This is a genomic window from Acidiphilium sp. PM, assembly GCF_000219295.1.
Lineage (GTDB): Bacteria > Pseudomonadota > Alphaproteobacteria > Acetobacterales > Acetobacteraceae > Acidiphilium > Acidiphilium multivorum.
The window spans coordinates 12,424-36,397 of sequence record NZ_AFPR01000111.1 but is presented as its reverse complement, the minus strand read 5'-3'; the positions used below and the strand labels follow the sequence as shown (position 1 = coordinate 36,397).

Here is a 23,974-nt window from a genome sequence, read left to right as displayed (position 1 = left end):
GCGGCGGATGGCTGGCATGCGGCGCTCGCGGAGGCCGATCCGGACCAGCTTTCGCCGCGCGCGGCGCTGGAGCTGATTTATGCGTGGCGGCGAAAGTTCCTTGGCGACAGGGCGGATGGCGCGGTAGAGAAGCAGTAACATGTCGAACACCACCCAGCCGCCGCGCGACGTTCCGCCCGCCATGCCGGCAGCCGTGATCCCGCCACCGCCGAAGGAGGCGGTGATCGGCCGCCCCGATATCGGCGCCGAGCTGGCGCGCCTTTTGCCGCGCGGCGCGCCGCCGCCGCGGGAGACGGCGCTCGGCATCTTCCGCCGCCAGCTGGCGCGGCTGCAGACCCATGTGCAGACCCGGTTCGAACGCGGCGACATGTCTGGCCTCGCTGCCGCGCGCCTGCTCTCGGGCCTGATGGACGAGTTCATCGCGGCGCTGATCGGCTATTCGATCGACCTGCTGCCGGTGGAGCCCGGCGACCGGCTCGCCGTCGCGGCGACCGGCGGCTATGGCCGCGCCACGCTCGCGCCGTTCAGCGATATCGACCTGCTGTTCCTCACCGACAACGAACCCTCGGCGCGGATCCAGCGGGCTGTGGAGTTCATCCTGTATTTCCTCTGGGACCTCGGGCTGAAGGTGGGCCACGCCACGCGCTCGACCGCCGATTGCCTGACCGAGGCGCAGGGTGACAGCACGATCCGCACCTCGCTGCTCGATGCACGCTGCATCGCCGGCGACCGGCCGTTGTTCGCGCATTTCCAGCAGGCCTTCCGGCAGGATTGCGCCGCCGGCAGCCCGGCCGGCTACATCGCCGCGAAGCAGGCCGAACGCGCCGCCCGCCACAAGCGCTTCGGCGACACGCCGTTCATGGTCGAGCCCAACATCAAGGAGGGCAAGGGCGGGCTGCGCGACCTGCAGACGCTGTACTGGCTCGCCCGCTACGTGTTCGGCACCTTCGCGATGACCGAGCTGGTCGGCCCCGGCGCGCCCGGCGGCGGCATTCTCAGCGCCACCGAGGCGCGCGCCTGCAAGCGGGCCTGGGACTATCTCTGGACCGTGCGCTTTCACCTGCACTATGTCGCCGGCCGCGCCGAGGAGCGGCTGACCTTCGACCTGCAGCCGGTGATCGGCGCGCGCATGGGTTATACGCGGCATGGGCGGCAGGATGGCGTCGAGCGGTTCATGCGCCACTACTTCCTGGTGGTGCGCGAGGTCGCGCGGGTGACCGGCGTTCTCGAACCCGCCGTGGTGCGCGCGGCGCTCGGACCGCCCGCGATCGCGCCGGCGACCGACGCGGCGCTGCTGGACGCCGGTTTCGTGCTGGCGGACGGCAAGATCCTGTTCGTCGCCGGCCGCGAACCGATGGCCGAGCCGATCCAGTTGCTGCGCATCCTCCAGGTGGCGCGCGACCGGGGGCTGAAACTGCATCCGCTCGCGCTCCGCGCGATGATCCGCGGCGCGCGGCGCACCGCGGAGTTGCGCACGGATCCGCAGGCGGCCTCGCTGTTTCTCGACCTGCTCTGCGGCAACGACGATCCGCGGCAGGACGGCGCGCAATGGCTCGCGATCCTCAACGAAACCGGCGCGCTGGGGCGCTACCTGCCCGACTGGCGGCGGATCGTCGGCCAGATGCAGTTCGATTCCTATCATGTCTACACGGTCGACATGCACACGATCCACGCGATCGGGGTGCTGAATGCGATCGAGCGCGGCGAGCTTTCGGAAATCGTGCCGGTGGCCAGCGGATTGGCGCATCACGTGCAGTCGCGCCGGGCGCTCTATGTCGCGCTGCTTCTGCATGACATCGCGAAGGGCAGGGGGGGCGACCATTCGGAGATCGGCGCGGAACTGGCGCTGACCATCGGCCCCGCGCTCGGACTCGAACCGGAGGAGACCGAGATGGTCTCCTGGCTGGTGCTGCATCATCTGCTGCTCAGCCAGACGGCGTTTTCACGCGACATCGACGATCCGAAAACGATCCTCGACCTCGCCGACGTCGTGCAGTCGCCCGAGCGGCTGCGGCTGCTGCTGATCCTGACGGTGTCGGACATCCGCGCCGTCTCGCCCAAGGTGTGGAACGGCTGGAAGGCGACGCTGCTGCGCGAGATCTATGCCCGCGTCGCCGAGGTGCTGGAGGGCGGGCTTGCGACCACCGAGCGCGATGTCCGCGTTGCCCGCGTCAAGCAGATGGTCGCGGAGCTGCTCGCCGACTGGCCGGACGCCGACCGCGAGGAATTCCTCAACATGGGGTATCCGGGCTACTGGCTCGGCTTCGACCCCGAAAGCATCGCCCGCCACGGGCGGATGATCCGCGATGCCCGCCATCGCGACGTGCCGCTGACCGTCGCCGCCGAGCCGCTGCCGGCGCGGTCGGTCACCGAGGTCGTGGTCTATACCGCCGACCATGCGGGGCTGTTCAGCCGCATCGCCGGTGCCCTCGCGGTCGCCGGGGCGACGATCGTCGATGCGCGGATCCACACGCTGACCGATGGCATGGCGCTCGACACGTTCTGGATCCAGGACGCCGGCGGCGGTTCGCTCGAGGCGCCGCACCGGCTGGCGAAGATTTCCGCCGTGATCGAACAGGTGCTCTCGGGCCGGCTGCGGCTGGCGACCGAGATCGAGAAGGCGGCGAACAGCGTCGTCGGCGGGCGGATGCGGGCGATCCACGTGCCGCCGCGCGTCGTCGTCGACAACAGCGCCTCGAACCGGCACACCGTTATTGAAGTGAACGGCCGCGACCGGCCGGGCCTGCTGCACGACGTCACCGCCGCCATCACCTCGCAGGGGCTGCAGATCGCCTCGGCGCATATCACCACCTACGGGGTGCGCGCCGTCGACGTGTTCTACGTGAAGGATGTGTTCGGCCTGAAGGTGCAGAACGAGCGCAAGCTCGCGCAGCTTCGCAGCGCGCTGATCGAGGCGCTGGCCGGGCGGCCGCACGAGGTGACCGCCGCGTCCTGAACGGCAGCCTCAGCCACTTTATCCGCGACGGAATTATCTGGCTCACGAAAGCCTCGCACACGAGATTTTTGTTTGACCGGGTTGTTTCGTCTGCGGCATAGATACTCCCTATTGGGAAATATCCTGTCGAAACCGGCCTGAATGAGCCGGATGCGGGATGAACAATGGGGAGCGAAATGACATTCGAGACATGCGTTCGGAGACTGGCGATAGGCGCGCTCGCGGCCGGGTTCATCGGGCTGGCGCCGGCGAGGGCGCAGGCGCCGGGCAGTCTTTACGTGTTCGGCGACAGCCTGAGCGATAATGGCAACATTCCGCGGCTGACCGGCGTTCCCTATCCGGGGCCGCCCTATGTCGGCTTCCGGTTCTCGAACGGGCCGGTCTGGGCGGAATACCTGCCCGGGCTGACCGGGCTGAATTTCAAGCCCTCCAACGACTATGCGGTGGGCGGCGCCTTTGCCGGGCCGCTTGTGGTCAATGGTGTGACCTACAACAATCTCGTCAATTTTCCGGTGACATTGCTGCCCGGATTACCCAACGAATTGCAGGAAATCCAGGGCTTCGCTGCATCGGGCGGGCATTTTGCGCCGGCCGACGTGGTGGGGATCTGGATCGGCGGAAACAATTATTTCGCGACCGAGAAGCTGGTCGGGGCGGACCCGGCGAATGCGCAGCAGATCGTCAGCCAGAACGTGAGCACCGTGCTCACCCAGACCGGGCAGGCGATCGAGCAGGTAGCCGCACTTGGCGCGCGGCAGATCGTGCTGCAGAACCTCGTGCCATTCGGCGATGTGCCGACAGTGAACGGCACGCCGCAACTCGTGGCGCTGGGAGATCAGATCATCGCCGCGCATAATGCGGGGCTCTCGACCCTGGCCGCGCAGCTACACGGGGCATTGGGGATCAATATCCTGCTGATCAACCAGCAGCAGATCTTCTCCGAGATCAGCGCCAATCCCGCAGCCTATGGCTTCACCAACGTGACCGACGCCTGCTTCGCCTCGGCAAGTTCCGCCTGCGCCTATGCGCCGGCCTCGGTGCAGAACCAGTATCTCTGGTGGAACGTGCACCCGACCACGCACGGGCACCAGGTGATCGCCGAATATGTCGCGAGCGCGCTGAACGGGTTCCAGTCGCTGTCCGTGCCGGCACGGCTGCTCGATGCCGGCGCCGCGGCCTTCGCGCAGACGATTGGCGCGAGGATGGACGCGCTGCGCCACGGCGCCGGGGGGCTGACAGTCGATCTCGCCGGCGGGCCGATGCTGGCCGATACGGCGGCGGGCGATACCGGGCCGATGGAGATGCCGGGCAATGGGCACGCTCTGTCGGTTTTCGTGGCCGGCGGCTACGGGTTCGGCGCGCGGGCGGCGGCGCCGGGCAGCCTCGGCTTCCATGACCAGATCGGCACGGTGACCGCCGGCGCGGATTACCGCTTCACCCGCCATCTCGCCGCCGGCCTCGCGTTCGGATATGCGCGGGAAAGCGCGACGGTGAACGGGGGCGAGCGCCTGGATGCCGATGCCTACCAGTTTGCCGCCTATCTCGCCGCGCATAGCCGCCACCTCTATCTCGACGCCCAGCTCGATTACGGCCTCGACCGGTTCGGCCGGATCAGCCGGCCGGGCGTGCTGGCGCCGATCACCGCCTCGCCCCGCGGCCATACGCTCGGCGCCACAATACAGGCGGGCTATGTGCTGCATCGCGGTGTCGTAGCGTTCGGCCCGACAGTGGGGCTGGATGCGACCGAAGCGCATGTCGACCCGTATACCGAGCAGGGCGACCCGGCGTTGACCATGGCGGTCGGCGGCCAGGATTTCGGGCGCGTGCTGTTCGGCGCCGGGCTTGCGGCTTCGGCGCGGGTCAGGCTGGGCGGTGTCGCGATTCGGCCGCATGGCTCGATCGGCATGCAGGCCTCGATCGCCGGTGCGCCGGGGCAGTTCGCCAGCGTCTTCACCGACGAGCCGCTGGTCGGCCTGACCACGACCTATCCGCAGCTGTCGACGATGTGGGGCGTGGCCGATGCCGGTGTCACGGCGCGGCTCGCCGGCAGGCTTTCGGCAACGGTCGACCTTGCGACGACCTTCGCGCGCCGCGCCGGCGAGCAGCGGATGGTCAGCGCCGGGCTGCGCTGGCGCTTCTGAGCAACGGGCGCGCACGCAGTTTGCCGTCCTCGCTTGTCGCGGACGGCAAAGCGCGCTAGTCCGCGCCGACCGGCCATGCGCGGAATTGAACGCGCTTGGCCTGCTGGTCCGGTTCGGGCGGGCGTGGTGGAACTGGTAGACACGCCAGATTTAGGTTCTGGTGGCGCGAGCCATGGGGGTTCAAGTCCCTCCGCCCGCAGACGGGGTCGATCTGCCGTGCCCGCACGGCGCGTGGGAAATGGCGTAACGTAAGGATTGGTTTGGACATGCAGGTTACCGAAACCCTCACCGAGGGGCTGAAGCGCGGCTTTACCGTCGTCGTGCCGGGCAGCGATCTGAGCGAGAAGCGCGAGAAGCGCCTCGCCGAGCTGTCGAAGACGATGCAGATGCCGGGGTTCCGCCCGGGCAAGGTGCCGCTGTCGATGGTGCGCAAGCGCTTCGGCGACGCGGTGGCCGCCGAGGTGATGGAAGCTTCGGTGAACGAGGCGACCGAACGGATGATCAATGACCGCAGCCTGCGCCCGGCGGTGCAGCCGAAGGTCGAGGTCGTCCGTGCCGAACCCGATTCCGACCTCGAATTCACCGTCGAGCTCGAAGTGCTGCCGGAGGTGACGATTCCGGACCTGAAGGCGATCAGCCTGACCCGGCCGAAGGCGCCGGTGACCGAGGCGGAGATCGACGAGGCGATCGCGCGCTTCGCCGAGCAGCGCGCCGAGACCGAGGTGGTCACGGAAGACCGCCCGGCGGCAACCGGCGATATCCTCACCGTCGATTTCCTCGGCAAGCGCGATGGCGTGCCGTTCGAGGGCGGTGCCGGCACCGACACCGATATCGAGCTGGGCGGCTCGGGCTTCATTCCCGGCTTCGCCGAGCAGATGGAGGGCATGAAGGCCGGCGAGACGAAGGTGATCACCGTGACCTTCCCCGAGCAGTACCACGCTGCCGAGCTGGCCGGGAAGGAAGCGACGTTCGACATCACCGCCAAGGCGCTGAAGCGGCGCGTGGCGCCGGTGATCGACGACGCGTTCGCCGAGGCCAACGGCTTCGAGAACCTCGCCGAGTTCCGCAAGTTCTTCGCCGACCGGCTGGAACAGTCCCGCGCCGGCGCCTCGCGGCTGAAGGTCAAGCGCGCGCTGCTCGACAAACTGGCCGAGCAGGCCGATTTCCCGGCGCCGGCCTCGCTGGTCGACGCCGAGTTCGCCGAGATCTGGCGGCAGGTCGAGGCCGAGAAGCAGGCTGGCCGCCTCGATGAGGAGGACGCCGGCAAGGACGAGGAGACGCTGCGCGCCGACTACCGCGCGATCGCGGAACGCCGTGTGCGGCTGGGCCTGCTGGTGGCCGAGATCGGCCGCACGAACAACGTGCAGATCACCGAGCAGGACATGCGCCGCGCAATGATCGCCGAGATGCAGCAGTTCCCCGGCCAGGAAAAGATGATCATGGAGTTCTACCAGAAGAACCCGCGCGCGCTGGACCGGCTGCGCGGGCCGATCTTCGAGGACAAGGTTGTCGACTACGCGCTGGAACTCGCGACCGTGACCGACGAGGAGGTTTCGGCCGAGGCCCTGTTCGCCGACACCGACGACTGATCTCTTTTTCACCCGGGGGTGGACGCCGCCCTGTTCCCGGCTCATCTTAGACGTCTGTGGGCGCGGCGCCGGCCGTGATTCGGCGGCGGCCGCGCCCGACAGGACACGATTTCATGCGGGTGCGGTGCGTCCGGCCCCGACTTGGAGACAGATGCCGATGGATCGCGATCCCACCGAGATCTACATGAACAGCCTCGTGCCCATGGTGGTCGAGCAGACCGCGCGGGGCGAGCGCTCCTATGACATCTTTTCGCGCTTGCTGAAGGAGCGGATCATCTTCCTTACCGGCCCGGTCTATGACCAGGTCGGCTCGCTGATCGCGGCCCAGCTGCTGTTCCTCGAAAGCGAGAACCCGTCGAAGGAGATCGCCTTCTACATCAACAGCCCCGGTGGCGTCGTCTCCGCCGGCCTCGCGATCTACGACACGATGCAATACATCAAGTCGCCGGTCTCGACCGTCTGCATCGGCCAGGCGGCCTCGATGGGCAGCCTGCTGCTCGCCGCCGGCGAGAAGGGCAAGCGCTTCGCCCTGCCGAATTCACGGATCATGGTGCACCAGCCCTCGGGCGGGGCGCAGGGCCAGGCTTCGGACATCGAAATCCAGGCCCGCGAGATCCTGACCTTGCGGCGGCGGCTGAACGATATCTATGTTACTCATACCGGCCAGTCGCTCGAGGCGATCGAGCAGGCGCTGGAGCGCGACCGCTTCATGTCGGCCAACGAGGCGCAGGAATTCGGCCTGGTCGACGAGGTTGTGGAAAAGAAGCCGGCCAAGGACTCGAAGTAAGGCAGGGTCTGGCGCCGCGTTCCCCGGAAGCCGACCCGGGAATCCGGCGCAATGACGGTAATGCTTGTGCCGGCGGGACATGGGGTTTAATCTCGGTCCCCTGATTGATGCGCCGCCGCCTCCGGCGGCGCGGCTGGAGCATAGATGAGCACGAAGTCCGGAGACTCGAAGAACACCCTGTATTGCTCGTTTTGCGGCAAGTCGCAGCACGAAGTGGTCAAGCTGATCGCGGGGCCGACGGTATTCATCTGCAATGAATGCGTCGAACTCTGCATGGACATCATTCGCGAGGATAACCGGACGCACCTCGTGAAAACGCGCGACGGCGTGCCGACGCCCCGCGAAATCTGCAAGGTGCTGGACGATTACGTGATCGGGCAGGATCACGCCAAGCGGATTCTCAGTGTTGCCGTGCACAACCACTACAAGCGGCTGGCGCACGCGCAGAAGAACAACGACATCGAGATCGCGAAGTCGAACATCATGCTGGTCGGGCCCACCGGCTCGGGCAAGACGCTGCTCGCCCAGACGCTGGCCCGGATTCTCGACGTGCCGTTCACCATGGCGGACGCGACGACCCTGACCGAGGCGGGATATGTTGGCGAGGATGTCGAGAACATCATCCTCAAGCTGCTGCAGGCCGCGGATTACAATGTCGAGCGGGCGCAGCGCGGCATCGTCTATATCGACGAGGTCGACAAGATCAGCCGCAAGTCCGACAACCCCTCGATCACGCGCGACGTATCCGGCGAGGGCGTGCAGCAGGCGCTGCTCAAGATCATGGAAGGGACGGTGGCCTCGGTGCCGCCGCAGGGCGGGCGGAAGCATCCGCAACAGGAGTTCCTCCAGGTTGATACCACCAACATCCTCTTCATCTGCGGCGGCGCCTTCGCCGGGCTGGAGAAGATCATCGCACAGCGTGGCAAGGGGTCGGGAATCGGCTTCGGCGCCGATGTGCGCGACCCGACGGAGCAGCGCACCGGCGCGATCCTGCGCGAAGTCGAGCCCGAGGATCTGCTGAAGTTCGGCCTGATCCCCGAATTCATTGGCCGTCTGCCCGTCGTTGCGACGCTCGAGGACCTCGACGAGGCGGCGCTGATCGAGATCCTCACCAAGCCGAAGAACGCGCTTGTCAAGCAATACGGCCGCCTTTTCGAAATGGAGGGCGTGAAGCTCAACTTCACCGAAGACGCGCTGAAAGTGGTCGCCGCCCGTGCGATCCAGCGCAAGACCGGGGCGCGTGGCCTGCGGTCGATCATGGAAAACATCCTGCTCGAGACGATGTTCGACCTCCCGGGCCTCGACTCGGTCGAAGAGGTCGTGATCAACGGCGAAGTAGCCGAGGGGCGGGCAAATCCGCTTTTCCTGCATGGCAAGGAACGCGCTGAAACCGGCTCCTGAGGGAGCCGGCCCGGTCGTGCCGCGGGATTGCGGCGCACCGGGGGCCGCCCAATATACCGAACGTGGCCGGATAGCCCGGCACCGCGCCCTGTGCCGCTTTCGGGCAGGGCGCGCCGCTTATCGAAAGGTAGTCTGATGTCAGAGACCGACCCGAAGAAACCCAAAACCGCCCTTGTCGCGGTGCCGCAGGACGGCGAGACGCTGGCGGTGCTGCCGCTGCGCGATATCGTCGTGTTTCCGCACATGATCGTGCCGCTCTTCGTCGGCCGCGAGAAGTCGGTTCGCGCCCTCGAAGGGGTGATGAAGGACGACAAGCAGATCCTGCTGGTGGCCCAGAAGAACGCGCAGCAGGACGACCCGTCCGCCAACGATATCTATGATGTCGGCACGATTTCGACCGTGCTGCAACTGCTCAGGCTACCGGACGGAACGGTGAAGGTGCTGGTCGAAGGCGTGCGCCGGGCCCGAATCACGAAGTTCCACGAGGTGGACAGTCATTTCGAGGTGACGGCTCAGCCGCTGGACGAGATCGTGACCGGGGGCAAGGAACTCGAGGGTCTGGCCCGCGGGGTTGTGTCGCAGTTCGAGCAGTATATCAAGCTCAACAAGAAGATCGCACCGGAAGTTCTCGTTTCGATCAACCAGATCGACGACCCGTCGAAGCTTGCCGATACGATCGCCAGCCATCTCGGCCTGAAGATCGCCGACAAGCAGGAATTGCTGGAAACAGGATCCGTCACCGAGCGGCTGGAGCGCGTCTTCGCGCACATGGAAGCCGAAATCGGCGTGCTGCAGGTGGAAAAGCGCATCCGCAACCGCGTGAAGCGGCAGATGGAGAAGACGCAGCGCGAATACTACCTGAACGAGCAGCTCAAGGCGATTCAGAAGGAGTTGGGCGAGGGCGAGGAAGGCAAGGACGAGACCGCGGAACTCGAGGAGAAGATCCGCACCACCAAGCTCTCCAAGGAAGCGCGCGACAAGGCCATGGCCGAGCTCAAGAAGCTCAGGACGATGAGCCCGATGAGTGCCGAGGCGACGGTGGTGCGCAACTATCTCGACTGGCTGCTCGGCATTCCCTGGAAGAAGCGCGCCAAGATCAAGAACGACGTGATCGAGGCCGAACGCGTGCTCGACGCCGACCATTATGGCCTCGACAAGGTCAAGGAGCGGATCATCGAGTATCTGGCCGTGCAGTCGCGTAGCCCGAAGCTCAAGGGGCCGATCCTCTGCCTCGTCGGTCCGCCCGGCGTGGGCAAGACCTCGCTCGGCAAGTCGATCGCCAAGGCGACGGGACGCAATTTCGTGCGGATGTCGCTCGGCGGAATGCGCGACGAGGCTGAAATCCGCGGCCATCGCCGGACCTATATCGGCTCGATGCCCGGCAAGATCATCCAGGGCATGAAGAAGGCGAAGACGTCGAACCCGCTGTTCCTGCTCGACGAGATCGACAAGCTCGGTGCTGACTGGCGGGGCGATCCGACCTCGGCCCTGCTCGAAGTGCTGGACCCCGAGCAGAACGGCACGTTCAACGATCATTACCTCGAGGTCGATTACGACCTGTCGGACGTGATGTTCGTGACGACCGCGAACTCGCTGCGGATGCCGCAGCCGCTGCTTGACCGCATGGAGATCATTCGCATCCCCGGCTACACCGAGGACGAAAAGATCGAGATCGCGAAGCGGCACCTGATCGGCAAGCAGGCCGAGGCGCACGGGCTCAAGGACGGCGAGTGGAGCGTTTCGGACGATGCGGTTCGCGAGCTGATCCGCACCTATACCCGTGAGGCCGGGGTGCGTAACCTCGAGCGCGAGATCGCCAACCTCGCCCGCAAGGCGGTGAAGGAAATCGTCACGAAGAAGGTGACCAAGGTCGCGATCACCAAGAAGAACATCGAGAAGTTCGCCGGCGTGCCGCGGTTCCGCTTCGGCGAGACCGAGGCGGAGGATATGGTCGGCGTCGTCACCGGCCTGGCGTGGACCGAGGTGGGCGGCGAGATCCTGACCATCGAGAGCGTGCTGCTGCCCGGCAAGGGCAATGTGAAGCAGACCGGCAAGCTCGGCGACGTCATGCAGGAGAGCGTCTCGGCGGCGATTTCCTACATCCGCTCGCGGGCGATCAGTTTCGGCATCAAGCCGCCGATCTTCGAGAAGCGGGACATTCACGTCCACGTGCCCGAAGGCGCGACGCCGAAGGACGGTCCCTCGGCGGGCATCGCAATGGCGACCTCCATCGTCTCGGTGCTCACCGGAATCCCGGTGCGCAAGGATATCGCCATGACCGGCGAAATCACGCTGCGCGGCCGGGTGCTGCCGATCGGTGGGCTCAAGGAGAAGCTGCTGGCCGCGCTCAGGGCCGGCATCACCACCGTGCTGATCCCGAAGGACAACCAGAAGGATCTCGCGGAGATTCCCGAGAACGTGAAGAAATCGCTCAAGATCATTCCGGTCTCGCATGTCGACGAGGTGATCGCCGAGGCGCTGGTGCGCAAACCCGAGCCGATCGAGTGGGAGGAGCCGGTGGAACCGGTCGCCGCCCGCCCGGCGGATGAGGCGGCGGGCGCCGTTCTGCCGCATTAAGGTGCCTCGCCGTCATCGTCGTGGCATGAATTGATGTTTCGGGGCCGGTTTTCCGCTTGTCTTCGTTGACGGGAGGAAACCGGCCCCTTTAGTGTGCGGCGCCTGACGGATTGCCCGGATGGAACCCGATTCGGATGGTTCCGGCCGTTTTTAATTCCGTTTTCACCAACTGGGAGACTGACCCGTGAACAAAATGGATCTCGTCGCAGACGTTGCGGAGAAGACCGACCTTTCGAAAGCCAAGGCCACCGAGGTAGTGGATGCGGTGTTCGCCGCCATCGAGGAGGCTCTGAAGCGCAAGGAAGAGGTGCGCCTGGTCGGTTTCGGCACGTTCGGCACGGCCGAGCGCAAGGCGGCAACCGGCCGCAACCCGCGCACCGGCGAGGAAATCCAGATCGCGGCCTCGACCTCGGTCCGGTTCAAGCCGGGCAAGAGCCTCAAGGATGCCGTGAACTGAAGCTGATGCGGGCCGGATTATCCGGCCCGATTGGATGACCGCAGGTCTGCCGGTATGCCGGACCAGCCTGCGGATTCCGGGCGGTTAGCTCAGAGGTAGAGCGTCTCGTTTACACCGAGAGGGTCGGCGGTTCGATCCCGTCACCGCCCATTGGTTCCGCGACTTCCGCGAAGAACGCGAATCGGTCGCGCCGATTCGATCCCGGTGCCGCCGGTCGACTTAATCCAGACGCATAGCAGAATCGCGTAAATACCTGCCGGAGCGGAATTTTTCTTCCGCCGCCGCGTGCAGCCTTGGGCAGACGTCGACGGGAAGCCGCGCAGGACAGGTTTTGCCTCAATCCGGCCATCGTGTTGCCATCGCCGGCGGGTGGGATTTTTGCGCCGCCACACGCCCATGGGCGGGCGATCTTCCGATGCGCGCGATCCGGGTGCTTGACGCATCCCGGCCGCCGCTATAGGGAGGTGCCCACAACGCGGGTGTAGCTCAGTTGGTTAGAGCGCCGGCCTGTCACGCCGGAGGTCGCGGGTTCGAGCCCCGTCACTCGCGCCATTGCGCTGATCGACACAGATATCCAGTGCCATCAGTCATGGAAGAACATGAGAGGATGCGCTCTTTATCGTCCGGACCCGCATGGGGTCTCCGGCGATTTAGTCGTATCGTCTGGCACGCCGAGAGCAGGGCGGACGGTCTGCCGCCAGGTGGACAACACTGATGCGTAACGGGGGCAATCGCGATGCAGTCGGATCTGTCGGTCTACTTCCCCATCCTGGTGTTCATCGGTATCGCAGCTCTGCTCGGCGCGGCGTTCATCATCGGATCGCTCGTCGTCGCACGGCAAAATCCCTATGGCGAAAAGCTCAGCGCCTATGAATGCGGTTTCGCACCGTTCAGCGACGCGAGGCGCAAGTTCGATGTGCGCTATTATCTCGTTGCGATCCTTTTCATCATTTTCGACGTCGAGATCGCGTTCCTGTTTCCCTGGGCGGTGAGCCTTTCACGAATCGGGGCGTTGGGGTTCTGGTCGATGATGGGGTTTCTGGCAATTCTGGTCGTCGGATTTATCTATGAATGGCGCAAGGGCGCGCTCGACTGGGAGTAGCCCGGACCACCGGCGCCCGACCCGGACGAAACGAGTGACAAACCGGCCGCAAGTGGCCCAAGCGGAAGGCATGACATGAACGCCGTGCAGCAACCCGACATTGCCTGGAATCGCGATCATCTGGACCCCGGCGCCGAACAGGAAGCGGTCATTCGCGGCATTACCGGCGAGATCGCCGGCAAGGGGTTCGTGGTCGCCAATCTCGACCGCCTGGTGAACTGGGCGCGAACCGGCAGCCTCTGGCCGATGACGTTCGGCCTTGCGTGCTGTGCCGTCGAGATGATCCACGCCTACATGCCGCGCTGGGATCTCGACCGATTTGGTATCATCCCCCGGAACTCCCCGCGGCAGAGCGATGTGATGATTGTCGCCGGCACGCTGACCAACAAGATGGCGCCGGCACTGCGCAAGGTCTACGACCAGATGCCCGAGCCGCGCTGGGTCATCTCCATGGGAAGCTGCGCGAATGGCGGCGGGTACTATCACTACTCTTACTCCGTGGTGCGGGGGTGCGACCGGATCGTGCCGGTGGACATCTACGTGCCGGGCTGTCCTCCCACGGCGGAGGCGCTGGTCTATGGCATCACCCAGTTGCAGAAGAAGATCCGCCGGACGGGGACCATTTTCCGTGAGTGAAGACAACCAGACCGAAGCGCCCGCACCCGAGGCCCCGGCCGACCCGTTCGGCGACCTGCTGCGCGCCATCGACGGCGTCACTGATGTCGTGCTGGAACGCGATGAGCGGATCATTGCCGTCGACCGCGCTGCGCTGGCGGCGGTGATGCGCACTCTGCGCGACAACCCGCAATTCGCCTTCGAACAGTGCATGGATGTCTGCGGCGTCGACTGGCCGGAGCGGGCCGAGCGGTTCGACGTGGTCTATAACCTTCTGTCCGTGACCCGAAACGACCGGTTGCGCGTGATCGTCACCACGGACGAGACCGCGCCGGTGCCGAGCGTCAGCGACATCTGGCCCGGGGTGACCTGGTGGGAGCGCGAAGTGTTCGACCTGTTCGGCGTGAGCTTCGACGGGCTGGTCGATCACCGGCGGATTCTCACCGATAACGGTTTCGAGGGGCATCCGATGCGCAAGGATTTCCCGCTGACCGGCCATGTCGAACTCCGGTACGACGAGGAGCAGAAGCGCGTGGTCTACGACAAGGTCGCGTTGACGCAGGAATTCCGCAATTTCGATTTCCTCTCGCCCTGGGAGGCGATGACCACGCTCCCCGGCGACGAGAAGGCCACCCGCGGAGGGTCTGACGCATGAGCGGCGGGATGCAGAACGGCACACAGCAGACCGAGCGCCGTGTGATCGACATCAACGACCGTCATACGGTCAATGTCGGCCCGCAGCACCCGGCGACGCATGGCGTGCTGCGCCTGATCTTGGAGCTTGAGGGCGAGACGGTGACGCGCGCCGATCCGCATATCGGCCTGCTGCATCGCGGCACAGAGAAGCTGATCGAATACAAGTCATACCTCCAGGCGGTGCCGTATTTCGACCGGCTCGATTACGTCAGCCCGATGTGCTGCGAGCACGCCTTCGCCCTCGCGACCGAGCGGCTGCTCGGCGTGAAGGTGCCGGAACGGGCGCAGTGGATCCGCGTGCTGTTTGCCGAGATTACCCGTATTCTCAATCATTTGCTGAACGCCGTTCACTTGGCGCTGGACATCGGCGCACAGTCTCCAAGCCTTTGGGGCTATGAGGAGCGGGAGAAACTGCTGACCTTTCACGAGGCGGTATCGGGCGCGCGCTTCCATGCGAACTATTTCCGTCCCGGCGGGGTTTCGAAGGACATGCCGACGGGTCTTGCCGAGCAGATCTGGGAATGGAGCGAGAAGTTTCCGAAATTCCTCGACGATCTGCAGAGCCTGCTGAACGAGAACCGGATTTTCCGCCAGCGCCTCGTCGATATTGGGGTGATTTCGGCGGAGGACGCGCTGGCGATGGGGTTCTCGGGTCCCAATCTGCGCGCCTCGGGGATTGCCTGGGACCTGCGGCGCGCGCAACCCTACGACAAGTACGACGAGGTGGATTTCGACATTCCCGTCGGCCGGCACGGCGATTCGTTCGACCGATATCTCGTGCGGATCCGCGAGATGGCCGAGAGCCTGAAGATCATCCGTCAGGCGCTGAAGGCGATGCCGGAAGGGCCGATCAAGGTGCAGGACCACAAGATCACGCCGCCGAAACGCGCCGAGATGAAGCGCTCGATGGAAGCGCTGATCCATCACTTCAAGCTCTATACCGAGGGCTATCATGTGCCAGCCGGCACGACCTACACCGCTGTGGAAGCGCCGAAGGGGGAATTCGGGGTCTATCTCGTTGCCGATGGCAGCAACCGGCCCTATCGGTGCAAGATCCGCGCGACCGGATTTTCCCACCTGCAGGCGATGAATCTGATGTCGAAAGGCCATCTCCTCGCCGATGCGATCGCCGTGCTCGGCTCGATCGACATCGTGTTCGGGGAAGTGGATCGCTGAAAGATGAACGACATGACGGAACCGGCTTTCAGCTTCGATGAGACGAGCGAGGCGCTGATCCCCTCGATCATCGCGAAATATCCCGAGGGCAGGCAGGCAAGTGCGGTAATGCCGCTGCTCGATCTCGCCCAGCGGCAGATGGCGCGGCAGACGGGACATGCCTGGGTGCCGCGCACGGCGATGGACGTGATTGCGGCGCGCCTCTCGATGCCGCCGATGCGGGTCTATGAAGTCGCCACATTCTACACGATGTTCCACACCAAGCCGGTGGGAAAATTCCATCTCCAGGTCTGCACCACGACGCCGTGTTGGCTGCGCGGGTCGGATGAGGTGATGTCGGCCTGCCGCAAGGCCGCCGAGGCGGATGGCGAGACGTTCAGCATCGAGGAGGTCGAGTGCCTCGGGTGCTGCGTGAACGCGCCGGTGGTGCAGGTGAATGACGACGTCTACGAGGATCTCGACGGGCCGCGCACCGAGGCGCTGCTGGAGCGGTTGCGCGCCGGCGACGTGCCGCCGGCGGGCTCGACGATCGGGCGGCAGGCCTCGGCGCCGGAAGGCGGACCGACCACGCTGTTCGGCGTCGGGGGCACCAAGCCCGTGAGCGGAGCGGAATGAGATGCTGAGCGATCGCGACCGGATCTATACCAATCTCTACGGCCTGCATGACTGGCGCCTCGCCGGTGCCCGGGCGCGCGGCGACTGGGACGGCACGAAGGACATCCTCGCCCGCGGGCGGGATGCGATCATCGAGGAAATCAAGTCCTCGGGCCTGCGCGGCCGCGGCGGCGCCGGCTTCCCGACCGGGATGAAATGGTCCTTCATGCCGAAGGAGACAGATGGACGGCCGAGCTATCTCGTCATCAACGCCGATGAGAGCGAACCCGGCACGTGCAAGGACCGCGACATCCTGCGCCACGAACCGCACAAGCTGGTGGAAGGCGCGCTGATCGCCGGATTCGCCATGGGCGCGCACCGGGCGTTCATCTATGTCCGTGGCGAATACTACAATGAATACAAGAATTTGCAGGCCGCCGTTGACGAGGCGCGCGAAGCCGGATTGCTCGGTGACGATGCTTGCGGGTCGGGCTGGGCCTTTGACATCACCGTGCATCGCGGGGCGGGCGCCTATATCTGCGGCGAGGAATCGGCGCTGATCGAGAGCATCGAGGGCAAGAAGGGCCTGCCGCGCATGAAGCCGCCCTTTCCGGCGGCGCTCGGCCTCTATGGCTGCCCGACCACTGTGAACAATGTCGAGACCATTGCAGGGGTCGCGACCATCATGCGGCGAGGGGCGGCCTGGTTTTCCGCGCTCGGCCGGCCGAAGAATTCCGGCACCAAGATCTTCTGCATTTCCGGCCATGTGAACAGGCCGTGCAATGTGGAAGAGGAACTCGGCATTCCGCTGCGCGAGTTGATCGAGAAGCATGCCGGCGGCGTGCGGGGCGGGTGGGACAACCTGCAGGCGGTGATACCCGGCGGATCGTCGGTGCACATGATTCCGAAATCGGTCTGCGACACGGTGCTGATGGATTACGACAGCCTGCGCGAGCAGCGCACCGGCCTCGGCACCGCGGCGGTGATCGTGATGGACAAGTCGACCGACCTGATCCGGGCGATCGCGCGGCTCGCGGCGTTCTACAAGCATGAGAGTTGCGGCCAGTGCACGCCCTGCCGCGAGGGCACCGGCTGGATGATGCGGATGATGTATCGCCTGGTCGAGGGGCGGGCGGAAATCGCCGATATCGACCTGCTGGAACAGGTCACGAAACAGGTGGAAGGCCATACGATCTGCCCGCTCGGCGACGCGGCGGCCTGGCCGATCCAGGGTCTGCTGCGGCATTTCCGGCCAGTGGTCGAGCAGCGGATCGCCGATTACAAGGCGCGCACGGCATCGCGCCTCGCGGCGGAATGACGGAGGGGACGATGCGGCACGAGACGATGGACGGCGCCGCGCGCGCCACGAGCGGGGTGCGGATCTGATGCCGAAAGTGACGGTGGACGGACTCGAGATCGAGGTTCCGAACGGATACACGGTGCTGCAGGCCTGCGAGGAAGCGGGCAAGGAAATCCCTCGCTTCTGCTACCATGAGCGGCTGTCGATCGCCGGCAACTGCCGCATGTGCCTCGTGGAAGTCGAGAAGATGCCGAAGCCGGTCGCCTCCTGCGGGCAGCCGGTGGGCGAGGGCATGGTCATCCATACCGACAGCGAGAAGGTCCGCGAGGCGCGGCGTGGGGTGATGGAGTTCCTGCTCATCAACCATCCGCTCGACTGCCCGATCTGTGATCAGGGCGGCGAGTGCGACCTGCAGGACGAGGCGATGGGCTATGGGCGCGACCATACCCGTTACGACGGCAACAAGCGGGCGGTGACCGACAAGTATCTCGGCCCGCTCGTCAAGACGGTGATGACGCGCTGCATTCACTGCACCCGCTGCGTCCGCTTCATGGCCGAGGTCGCCGGCGTGCCGGAACTCGGCGCGGTGCAGCGCGGCGAGCACATGGAAATCACCAACTATGTCGAGCGCGGCCTGTCGTCCGAGTTATCGGGCAATATCATCGATCTCTGCCCGGTCGGCGCGCTGACCTCGAAGCCCTATGCGTTCACCGCCCGCACCTGGGAGTTGCGCAAGACCGACAGCATCGACGTGTTCGACGCGGTCGGCACCAATATCCGCATCGATGCGCGCGGCAGCGAGGTGCTGCGCGTCCTGCCCCGGCTGAACGACGCGGTGAACGAGGAATGGCTCGCCGACAAGGGCCGTTTCTCGATCGACGGGCTGAAGCGCCGCCGGCTCGACAGGCCCTGGTTGCGTGAGGCGAGCAAGCTGCGCCCGGCGAGCTGGGACGAGGCGCTTGCCGCCATCGCCGGCCGGATCAGAGGAATCGACGGCAGCCGGATCGGCGCGATTGCCGGCAATCTCTGCGATGCGGAGAGCATGATGGCGCTGAAGGACCTGATGGGGGCGCTCGGCTCCACCAATCTTGACTGCCGGCAGGATGGCGCGGTGTTCGATGTGTCGAGCCGGGAATTCCACCGCTTCAACACGACGATCGAGGGAATCGACGAGGCCGACGCGCTGCTGATCGTCGGCGCCAATCCGCGACAGGAAGCGCCGGTCCTGAACGCACGGCTGCGGCGCCGCTGGGTCGAGACACCCGGTTTCTTCGCCGGACTGGTCGGCGCGCCGGCCGACCTGACCTATGAGCATGAACATCTCGGCGAGGGTGGCGATGCGCTGAAGGCGCTGCTCGATCCGGAGCATCACTTCACGAAGCGGCTGGCGGCGGCGAAACGGCCGATGCTGATCGTGGGCCCGCAGGCCTTCGCGCGGCCGGATGCCAAGGCGGTGCTCGCTTGCTGCTGGCAGATCGCGCTTCAGACCGGCATGCTGACCGCCGACTGGCACGGGTTCAACGTGCTGCACAACGCGGCGGCGCGGATGGGCGCGCTCGAACTCGGGTTCCTGCCGGGGGAGAACGGCAAGGACATCGCCGGCATGATGGGCGGCGGCGTGGATGTGCTGTGGCTGCTCGGCGCGGATGAATTCGACGTCTCGCAGATTGGTGCGGACACGTTCGTGATCTACCAGGGTCACCATGGCGACCGCGGTGCGGCGCGGGCCGACGTGATTCTTCCCGGTGCAGCCTATACCGAGAAATCCGGCACCTATGTGAATACGGAGGGCAGGGTGCAGCGCGCGCTGCGGGCGATTTTCCCGCCCGGCGAGGCGCGGGAGGACTGGGCGATCCTGCGCGCGGCGAGTGCCGCACTCGGCCAGGCGCTGCCCTATGACGATCTCGACACGTTGCGCACGCGCATGGTCGAGGCCAATCCGGTCTTCGGCGAGACGGGCGCGCTGCGCCGCATCGGCCATGTCGGGGGCGAGGCGCCGCGCGGCGATGCCGCCGCCGTGAGCGACGCGCCGTTCGGCCGCGCCTTCGCGACCTATTACCAGACCGATCCAATCAGCCGCGCGAGCCCGACCATGGCGAAATGCATCGAGGAAATCATCCTCCCGCGCCAGATGGCGGCGGAGTGAGCGCGATGGAGGCGGGTTTCTTCTCGACGGATTTCGGCATTCTCGTTCTCACCCTGCTGCGCACGCTGGCGCTGCTGGTGCCGCTGCTGATCGGTGTCGCGTATCTCACCTATGCGGAGCGCAAGGTGCTGGCGGCCATGCAACTGCGCAAGGGACCGAACGTGGTCGGCCCGTTCGGGCTGTGGCAGCCCTTCGCGGACGCGATCAAGATGCTGTTCAAGGAGACCATCATTCCGGACGGCGCCAACCGGATGCTGTTCCTGTTCGCGCCGATGATCACCTTCGGGCTCGCGATCATCGCCTGGGCGGTGATTCCGGTGAACGACCACTGGGGGATCGCGGACATCAATGTCGGACTGCTCTACCTGTTCGCGATTTCCTCGCTCGGCGTCTATGGCGTGATCATCGCGGGCTGGGCGAGCAACTCGAAATTCGCCTTTCTCGGCGCCATGCGCAGCGCGGCGCAGATGGTGAGCTACGAGGTCTCGATCGGCATCGTCATCCTCTCGGTGCTCGTCTGCGTCGGCAGTCTCAACCTGAACGACATCGTGACGGCGCAGCGGCATATCTGGTTCGCGATCCCGCTGCTGCCGATGCTGGTAGTGTTCTTCATCTCGGGCCTCGCCGAGACGAACCGCGCGCCGTTCGACCTGCCGGAAGGCGAGAGCGAGATCGTCGCCGGGTTCTTCGTCGAATACAGCGCGATGAGCTTCGCGCTGTTCTTCCTCGGCGAATACGCGAACATGATCCTGATGAGTGGGATGACGACCATCCTCTTCCTCGGCGGCTGGCTCTCGCCGATCCCGATCGCGCCGTTCACCTGGATCCCCGGACCGGTCTGGTTCCTGCTCAAGGTCATGCTGTGCCTGTTCGTTTTCCTCTGGGTGCGCGCGACGCTGCCGCGCTTCCGATACGACCAGCTGATGCAACTTGGCTGGAAGGTGTTCCTGCCGTTTTCGCTCGGCTGGCTGGTGCTGACGGCGAGCGTTCTCGAAATTTTCGGCTGGTTGCCGCATGCGTGACCGGGAGATCGGATGATGGCCAGACTTGATCGCATCGCGCACCGCTTCCTGCTGCTGGAGATTCTCTCCGGCCTGCGGCTGACCCTGCGTTATTTCTTCACGCGCAAGGCGACGCTGAACTACCCGTTCGAGAAGAACGCGATCAGCCCGCGTTTCAAGGGCGAACACGCGCTGCGCCGGTATCCGAACGGCGAGGAACGCTGCATCGCCTGCAAGCTGTGCGAGGCGATCTGCCCCGCGCAGGCGATCACGATCGAGGCGGAACCGCGCGAGGACGGCTCGCGCCGGACCACGCGCTACGACATCGACATGACAAAGTGCATCTATTGCGGCCTCTGCGAGGAAGCCTGCCCGGTCGATGCGATCGTCGAAGGACCGAACTTCGAATTCGCGACCGAGACGCGCGAGGAGCTGATGTATGACAAGAAAAGACTGCTCGCGAACGGCGACCGCTGGGAAAGCGAACTGGCCAAGCGCCTCGAACTCGACGCGCCTTACCGGTAACGCGCCATGATCGTCACGCTCGCATTCTACGTCTTCGCCGCGATCCTGCTGCTCTCGGCCTGCATGGTGATCACCGCGCGCAATCCGGTGCATTCTGTGCTGTTCCTCATCCTCGCCTTCATCAACGCGGGCGCGCTGTTCGTGCTCGCCGGCGCCGAATTCCTGGCGATGGTGCTGGTGATCGTCTATGTCGGCGCGGTTGCCGTGCTGTTCCTCTTCGTCGTGATGATGCTCGACGTCGATTTCGCGGCGCTACGTGAGGGCTTCCAGCGCTACGCGCCCCTCGGCCTGCTGATCGGGTTCATCCTGATGGTGGAAATCGGCGCCGTCGCCATCGGCTGGACCATCACCCCCGCCGCCCATCTCGCCAGCCAGGTGCCGATGCCGGCGCATCTTTCGAACACCGCGGCACTCGGCGACCTGATCTACACCCGTTACATGTTCGCTTTCGAACTGGTGGCGCTGCTGCTCCTCGTGGCGATGATCGGGGCGATCGTGCTGACCCATTCGGGCGAGCGCCGCTCGCGCCGTCAGGACATCTCGATGCAGCATCAGCGGCCGATCGACGAGACGCTGACGATGGTCAAACTCGGCATCGGCAAGGGAGCGAAGCAGATGACACAGGCAGCGCCCGCGAAACGGGAGACGATCCGATGAGCGCGGTCGGGCTCGGGCCCTATCTCGTCGTCGCCGGCCTGCTGCTGGTGATCGGGATTTTCGGGATCTTCCTCAACCGGAAGAACATCATCGTCATCATGATGTCGATCGAGCTGATCCTGCTCGCCGCCAACATCAATTTCGTCGCCTTCTCCTTGGCGCTGCACGACATGGCGGGGCAGGTCTTCACCATGTTCGTGCTCTCGGTCGCGGCGGCGGAGGCTGCGATCGGGCTGGCGATCCTGGTCGTGTATTTCCGCAACCGCGGCTCGATCGAAGTCGAAGACGTCACGCTGATGAAGGGCTGAGCCGACATGCTGCTTGCCATTGCCGTTCTCGCGCCGCTGGCCGGCGCGCTGCTCGCCGGGCTCGCGCGCCCCACCCTCGGCCGCGCTCCGGCCGTCGGGCTCAGCGTCGCCTCGCTGGTCATCGCCGCCATCGCCGCGATCGGCACGGTCTACCGCCATCTCGTGCTTGGGGCGGCGGACCATCTCGTCGTACTCGGGCAATGGATTTCGGTCGGCACCTTCGCGCCGCAATGGGCGCTGCGGATGGACACGCTGTCGCTCGTGATGGTGGGCATGGTCTGCGTGGTTTCGGCGCTGATCCATGTCTACAGCATCGGATACATGGCGGAGGATCGCACCGAGCCGCGCTTCTTCGTCTACATCTCTCTATTCACCTTCGCGATGCTGATGCTCGCCACGGCGAACAACCTGCTCCAGCTGTTCTTCGGCTGGGAAGGTGTTGGCCTGATGTCCTACCTGCTGATCGGCTACTGGTACGACCGCGCCAGCGCCAACGAGGCGGCGATCAAGGCCTTCATCGTCAACCGGGTGGGTGACCTGTTCTTCGCGGTCGGTATCGCGTTGACCTGGTATGAGTTCGGCAGCGTCAATTTCGATACGATCTTCGCCGGCGTGGCCAAGGTCGCGCCGCACGCCTACCATCTGTTCGGCACCGATCTGCCGGTGCTCGAGGTGATCTCGATCCTTCTCTTCATCGGCGCGATGGGCAAGTCCGCCCAGCTGTTCCTGCACACCTGGCTGCCGGACGCGATGGAAGGCCCGACGCCGATTTCCGCCCTCATCCATGCCGCGACGATGGTGACCGCCGGCGTGTTCATGACCGCGCGGATGTCCCCGGTCATCGACGCGGCTCCCGTTGCCCTGGCGCTGATCACGGTAATCGGCGGCTTCACCGCCTTCTTCGCGGCAACGATCGGCTGCGTGCAGAACGACATCAAGCGCATCATCGCGTACTCGACCTGCTCGCAACTCGGCTACATGTTCCTCGCGGTCGGCGTGGGGGCGGCGCCGATCGGCATCTTCCACCTGATCAACCATGCCTTCTTCAAGGCGCTGCTGTTCCTGGGCGCCGGTTCGGTGATCCACGCGCTGGCCGACGAGCAGGATGTGCGCAAGATGGGCGGCCTGTGGCGCAAGCTGCCGGTCACCTATGTCACGATGTGGGCGGGAAGCCTGGCGCTGGTCGCGATCCCGCCGTTCTCGGGTTACTTCTCGAAGGATGCGATCCTGTCGGCCGCCTTTGCCGCACAGTCGCACACGGCGGTGTTCGGCTGGCTCTGTGGCACGCTCGGCGCCGGTCTGACCGCCTTCTACACGGTGCGGTTGATGCTGCTCACCTTCCACGGCAAGCCGCGCGCCTCCAGCGAAACGCTGGCCCACGCGCATGAAAGCCCGCTGGTGATGCTGTTGCCGCTGGTCGTGCTGGCCATCGGGGCGCTGACGACCGGCTTCCTGCTCGGGCCGACCTTCATCGGGGCACATTTCGCGAATTTCTGGGGGTCCAGCATCGCCTTGCCGCATGGTGGCGCGGTGATGGCGGCGCGCAACACGATTCCGGCCTGGGCGGAGAAGATGCCGCTGCTGCTGGCGATTGCCGGGATCGGCATCGCCTACTGGTTCTACGAGCTCGCTCCGGCGCTGCCGGCGCGGCTGGCCGAGGCCTGGCCCGGGCTCCACGCGTTCCTGCTCAACAAATGGTATTTCGACGAGTTGTATGACGCGATCTTCGTCCGCCCGGCGCTGCGCATCGCGCGCGCCATCTGGCGGATCGGCGATGAGGAGATGATCGACGGCGTGCCGGAAGGCCTGGCGCGGCTGACCGGCGATGCCTCCGGCGTTGCCAGCCGGCTGCAGAGCGGATCGATCGCGGTTTACGGGTTCGTCATGCTGGTCGGGTTGATGGTGCTGGTGACCGTTTTCTTGGTCGCGCGGTGAGGGGGAGCGGC

At 65.4% G+C, this 23,974-nt stretch carries 19 protein-coding genes and 3 tRNA genes; all 22 read left to right on the top strand.

The genetic code is table 11. The features are described 5' to 3' along the window. Positions 1-139: 139 nt before the first annotated feature. The 22 genes from APM_RS05800 to nuoL all read left to right on the top strand — a co-directional run bounded on the left by APM_RS05800 (position 140) and on the right by nuoL (position 23,963). Positions 140-2,956 carry a [protein-PII] uridylyltransferase gene (locus APM_RS05800; RefSeq protein WP_007422422.1) on the top strand — a complete coding sequence of 939 codons (2,817 nt, stop codon included), beginning with the start codon at positions 140-142 and terminating at the stop codon, positions 2,954-2,956. 176 nt (positions 2,957-3,132) lie between these two features. After that, positions 3,133-5,097, top strand: a complete 1,965-nt coding sequence (locus tag APM_RS05795; RefSeq protein WP_241763113.1) for an autotransporter domain-containing protein — start codon at positions 3,133-3,135, stop codon at positions 5,095-5,097. 117 nt (positions 5,098-5,214) lie between these two features. After that, a tRNA-Leu gene (locus tag APM_RS05790) sits at positions 5,215-5,296 on the top strand. 67 nt (positions 5,297-5,363) lie between these two features. Continuing rightward, positions 5,364-6,686 (top strand): trigger factor, encoded by a 1,323-nt coding sequence (gene tig / locus APM_RS05785; protein ID WP_007422420.1) that lies wholly within the window; start codon positions 5,364-5,366, stop codon positions 6,684-6,686. A 157-nt stretch (positions 6,687-6,843) separates the two neighbouring features. Beyond that, a complete protein-coding gene (gene clpP / locus APM_RS05780; protein WP_007422419.1) occupies positions 6,844-7,473 on the top strand; it encodes an ATP-dependent Clp endopeptidase proteolytic subunit ClpP in 630 nt (209 codons plus the stop codon). Between the two features lie 144 nt (positions 7,474-7,617). After that, positions 7,618-8,874 (top strand): ATP-dependent Clp protease ATP-binding subunit ClpX, encoded by a 1,257-nt coding sequence (gene clpX / locus APM_RS05775; protein WP_011941871.1) that lies wholly within the window; start codon positions 7,618-7,620, stop codon positions 8,872-8,874. 135 nt (positions 8,875-9,009) lie between these two features. Continuing rightward, positions 9,010-11,451 (top strand): endopeptidase La, encoded by a 2,442-nt coding sequence (gene lon, locus APM_RS05770; protein ID WP_007422417.1) that lies wholly within the window; start codon positions 9,010-9,012, stop codon positions 11,449-11,451. 193 nt (positions 11,452-11,644) lie between these two features. Beyond that, positions 11,645-11,908 carry an HU family DNA-binding protein gene (locus tag APM_RS05765; protein WP_007422416.1) on the top strand — a complete coding sequence of 88 codons (264 nt, stop codon included), beginning with the start codon at positions 11,645-11,647 and terminating at the stop codon, positions 11,906-11,908. A 78-nt stretch (positions 11,909-11,986) separates the two neighbouring features. After that, positions 11,987-12,058 (top strand) — tRNA-Val (locus APM_RS05760). Positions 12,059-12,383: 325 nt separating this feature from the next. After that, a tRNA-Asp gene (locus APM_RS05755) sits at positions 12,384-12,460 on the top strand. 184 nt (positions 12,461-12,644) lie between these two features. Then, positions 12,645-13,010 carry an NADH-quinone oxidoreductase subunit A gene (locus APM_RS05750; RefSeq protein WP_007422415.1) on the top strand — a complete coding sequence of 122 codons (366 nt, stop codon included), beginning with the start codon at positions 12,645-12,647 and terminating at the stop codon, positions 13,008-13,010. 75 nt (positions 13,011-13,085) lie between these two features. Then, positions 13,086-13,646 carry an NADH-quinone oxidoreductase subunit B family protein gene (locus tag APM_RS05745; protein ID WP_007422414.1) on the top strand — a complete coding sequence of 187 codons (561 nt, stop codon included), beginning with the start codon at positions 13,086-13,088 and terminating at the stop codon, positions 13,644-13,646. After that, positions 13,639-14,280, top strand: a complete 642-nt coding sequence (locus APM_RS05740; protein ID WP_007422413.1) for an NADH-quinone oxidoreductase subunit C — start codon at positions 13,639-13,641, stop codon at positions 14,278-14,280. Before APM_RS05745 ends, APM_RS05740 begins: the two co-directional genes overlap by 8 nt. After that, the gene (locus tag APM_RS05735; protein ID WP_007422412.1) at positions 14,277-15,497 is read left to right on the top strand and encodes an NADH-quinone oxidoreductase subunit D; all 1,221 of its coding nucleotides are present in this window, start codon (positions 14,277-14,279) and stop codon (positions 15,495-15,497) included. Before APM_RS05740 ends, APM_RS05735 begins: the two co-directional genes overlap by 4 nt. Positions 15,498-15,500: 3 nt before the next feature. Beyond that, entirely contained in the window at positions 15,501-16,112 is a 612-nt protein-coding gene (locus APM_RS05730) for an NAD(P)H-dependent oxidoreductase subunit E (RefSeq protein ID WP_007422411.1), read from the top strand. A 1-nt stretch (position 16,113) separates the two neighbouring features. After that, positions 16,114-17,409 (top strand): NADH-quinone oxidoreductase subunit NuoF, encoded by a 1,296-nt coding sequence (nuoF, locus tag APM_RS05725; protein ID WP_007422410.1) that lies wholly within the window; start codon positions 16,114-16,116, stop codon positions 17,407-17,409. A 67-nt stretch (positions 17,410-17,476) separates the two neighbouring features. After that, entirely contained in the window at positions 17,477-19,537 is a 2,061-nt protein-coding gene (nuoG, locus tag APM_RS05720) for an NADH-quinone oxidoreductase subunit NuoG (protein WP_007422409.1), read from the top strand. Positions 19,538-19,542: 5 nt separating this feature from the next. Next, entirely contained in the window at positions 19,543-20,559 is a 1,017-nt protein-coding gene (gene nuoH / locus APM_RS05715; protein WP_007422408.1) for an NADH-quinone oxidoreductase subunit NuoH, read from the top strand. A gap of 15 nt (positions 20,560-20,574) precedes the next feature. Further along, a complete protein-coding gene (gene nuoI / locus APM_RS05710) occupies positions 20,575-21,063 on the top strand; it encodes an NADH-quinone oxidoreductase subunit NuoI (RefSeq protein ID WP_039887891.1) in 489 nt (162 codons plus the stop codon). 6 nt (positions 21,064-21,069) lie between these two features. Then, a complete protein-coding gene (locus tag APM_RS05705; protein WP_007422406.1) occupies positions 21,070-21,720 on the top strand; it encodes an NADH-quinone oxidoreductase subunit J in 651 nt (216 codons plus the stop codon). Further along, the gene (nuoK, locus tag APM_RS05700) at positions 21,717-22,028 is read left to right on the top strand and encodes an NADH-quinone oxidoreductase subunit NuoK (protein ID WP_007422405.1); all 312 of its coding nucleotides are present in this window, start codon (positions 21,717-21,719) and stop codon (positions 22,026-22,028) included. Before APM_RS05705 ends, nuoK begins: the two co-directional genes overlap by 4 nt. Positions 22,029-22,034: 6 nt before the next feature. Further along, the gene (gene nuoL, locus APM_RS05695; protein WP_007422404.1) at positions 22,035-23,963 is read left to right on the top strand and encodes an NADH-quinone oxidoreductase subunit L; all 1,929 of its coding nucleotides are present in this window, start codon (positions 22,035-22,037) and stop codon (positions 23,961-23,963) included. Positions 23,964-23,974: the final 11 nt, after the last annotated feature.

What these genes read in the sequence shown, in the direction of transcription:
- APM_RS05730 (WP_007422411.1), top strand. Translation starts at nt 15,501, where the DNA reads ATGAACGACATGACGGAACCGGCTTTCAGCTTCGATGAGACGAGCGAG.
- nuoK (WP_007422405.1), top strand. Translation starts at nt 21,717, where the DNA reads ATGAGCGCGGTCGGGCTCGGGCCCTATCTCGTCGTCGCCGGCCTGCTG.
- nuoH (WP_007422408.1), top strand. Translation starts at nt 19,543, where the DNA reads ATGGAGGCGGGTTTCTTCTCGACGGATTTCGGCATTCTCGTTCTCACC.
- lon (WP_007422417.1), top strand. Translation starts at nt 9,010, where the DNA reads ATGTCAGAGACCGACCCGAAGAAACCCAAAACCGCCCTTGTCGCGGTG.
- APM_RS05735 (WP_007422412.1), top strand. Translation starts at nt 14,277, where the DNA reads ATGAGCGGCGGGATGCAGAACGGCACACAGCAGACCGAGCGCCGTGTG.
- tig (WP_007422420.1), top strand. Translation starts at nt 5,364, where the DNA reads ATGCAGGTTACCGAAACCCTCACCGAGGGGCTGAAGCGCGGCTTTACC.
- APM_RS05750 (WP_007422415.1), top strand. Translation starts at nt 12,645, where the DNA reads ATGCAGTCGGATCTGTCGGTCTACTTCCCCATCCTGGTGTTCATCGGT.
- clpP (WP_007422419.1), top strand. Translation starts at nt 6,844, where the DNA reads ATGGATCGCGATCCCACCGAGATCTACATGAACAGCCTCGTGCCCATG.
- APM_RS05745 (WP_007422414.1), top strand. Translation starts at nt 13,086, where the DNA reads ATGAACGCCGTGCAGCAACCCGACATTGCCTGGAATCGCGATCATCTG.
- nuoI (WP_039887891.1), top strand. Translation starts at nt 20,575, where the DNA reads ATGGCCAGACTTGATCGCATCGCGCACCGCTTCCTGCTGCTGGAGATT.
- APM_RS05800 (WP_007422422.1), top strand. Translation starts at nt 140, where the DNA reads ATGTCGAACACCACCCAGCCGCCGCGCGACGTTCCGCCCGCCATGCCG.
- nuoF (WP_007422410.1), top strand. Translation starts at nt 16,114, where the DNA reads ATGCTGAGCGATCGCGACCGGATCTATACCAATCTCTACGGCCTGCAT.
- nuoG (WP_007422409.1), top strand. Translation starts at nt 17,477, where the DNA reads ATGCCGAAAGTGACGGTGGACGGACTCGAGATCGAGGTTCCGAACGGA.
- nuoL (WP_007422404.1), top strand. Translation starts at nt 22,035, where the DNA reads ATGCTGCTTGCCATTGCCGTTCTCGCGCCGCTGGCCGGCGCGCTGCTC.
- APM_RS05795 (WP_241763113.1), top strand. Translation starts at nt 3,133, where the DNA reads ATGACATTCGAGACATGCGTTCGGAGACTGGCGATAGGCGCGCTCGCG.
- APM_RS05765 (WP_007422416.1), top strand. Translation starts at nt 11,645, where the DNA reads ATGGATCTCGTCGCAGACGTTGCGGAGAAGACCGACCTTTCGAAAGCC.
- APM_RS05705 (WP_007422406.1), top strand. Translation starts at nt 21,070, where the DNA reads ATGATCGTCACGCTCGCATTCTACGTCTTCGCCGCGATCCTGCTGCTC.
- clpX (WP_011941871.1), top strand. Translation starts at nt 7,618, where the DNA reads ATGAGCACGAAGTCCGGAGACTCGAAGAACACCCTGTATTGCTCGTTT.